The sequence below is a fragment of the Erwinia sp. PME.40.26/001 genome, assembly GCF_055556675.1.
Map to the genome: position 1 here is coordinate 3,297 of NZ_JBVHNP010000019.1, position 1,821 is coordinate 5,117.

1 rRNA gene is annotated in these 1,821 nt (G+C 53.4%); it reads right to left on the reverse strand.

Going from position 1 to position 1,821, the window contains the following annotated elements:
• Nucleotides 1-20: 20 nt before the first annotated feature.
• Nucleotides 21-1,561 (reverse strand): 16S ribosomal RNA (locus ACZ3HG_RS22890).
• Between the last annotated feature and the right edge of the window lie 260 nt (nucleotides 1,562-1,821).

Sequence of the window (1,821 nt, forward strand, 5' to 3'; positions counted from 1 at the left end):
CGCGGGAAGGTATCTTCAGGTAAGGAGGTGATCCAACCGCAGGTTCCCCTACGGTTACCTTGTTACGACTTCACCCCAGTCATGAATCACAAAGTGGTAAGCGCCCTCCCGAAGGTTAAGCTACCTACTTCTTTTGCAACCCACTCCCATGGTGTGACGGGCGGTGTGTACAAGGCCCGGGAACGTATTCACCGTAGCATTCTGATCTACGATTACTAGCGATTCCGACTTCACGGAGTCGAGTTGCAGACTCCGATCCGGACTACGACGCACTTTATGAGGTCCGCTTGCTCTCGCGAGGTCGCTTCTCTTTGTATGCGCCATTGTAGCACGTGTGTAGCCCTGGCCGTAAGGGCCATGATGACTTGACGTCATCCCCACCTTCCTCCGGTTTATCACCGGCAGTCTCCTTTGAGTTCCCGACATTACTCGCTGGCAACAAAGGATAAGGGTTGCGCTCGTTGCGGGACTTAACCCAACATTTCACAACACGAGCTGACGACAGCCATGCAGCACCTGTCTCACGGTTCCCGAAGGCACTAAGGCATCTCTGCCGAATTCCGTGGATGTCAAGGCCAGGTAAGGTTCTTCGCGTTGCATCGAATTAAACCACATGCTCCACCGCTTGTGCGGGCCCCCGTCAATTCATTTGAGTTTTAACCTTGCGGCCGTACTCCCCAGGCGGTCGACTTAACGCGTTAGCTCCGGAAGCCACGCCTCAAGGGCACAACCTCCAAGTCGACATCGTTTACGGCGTGGACTACCAGGGTATCTAATCCTGTTTGCTCCCCACGCTTTCGCACCTGAGCGTCAGTCTTTGTCCAGGGGGCCGCCTTCGCCACCGGTATTCCTCCAGATCTCTACGCATTTCACCGCTACACCTGGAATTCTACCCCCCTCTACAAGACTCTAGCCTGCCAGTTTCGAATGCAGTTCCCAGGTTGAGCCCGGGGATTTCACATCCGACTTGACAGACCGCCTGCGTGCGCTTTACGCCCAGTAATTCCGATTAACGCTTGCACCCTCCGTATTACCGCGGCTGCTGGCACGGAGTTAGCCGGTGCTTCTTCTGCGGGTAACGTCAATCGACGAAGCTATTAACTTCATCGCCTTCCTCCCCACTGAAAGTACTTTACAACCCGAAGGCCTTCTTCATACACGCGGCATGGCTGCATCAGGCTTGCGCCCATTGTGCAATATTCCCCACTGCTGCCTCCCGTAGGAGTCTGGACCGTGTCTCAGTTCCAGTGTGGCTGGTCATCCTCTCAGACCAGCTAGGGATCGTCGCCTAGGTGAGCCATTACCCCACCTACTAGCTAATCCCATCTGGGCACATCCGATGGTGTGAGGCCCGAAGGTCCCCCACTTTGGTCCGAAGACGTTATGCGGTATTAGCTACCGTTTCCAGTAGTTATCCCCCTCCATCGGGCAGTTTCCCAGACATTACTCACCCGTCCGCCACTCGTCACCCAAGAGCAAGCTCTCTGTGCTACCGTTCGACTTGCATGTGTTAGGCCTGCCGCCAGCGTTCAATCTGAGCCATGATCAAACTCTTCAATTAAAAGTTCGATTTGCTGCAACAAGTGCAGCGATGCTCAAGTGTAAAACGTCATAATGAATTTCATTATGTGTTCACTCTTAAGACTTGATATTTTTTGTCACCCGGAGGTGACTGATATCAATCCTGCGAGTGCCCACACAGATTGTCTGATAAATTGTTAAAGAGCGTTGCGAACAGTGCCGAAGCTTCCTGTCGCGAGGTGGCGTATATTACGCTTTCCTCCTTCGGAGTCAACTTCTTTTTGAGAAGTTTTTCCGGCG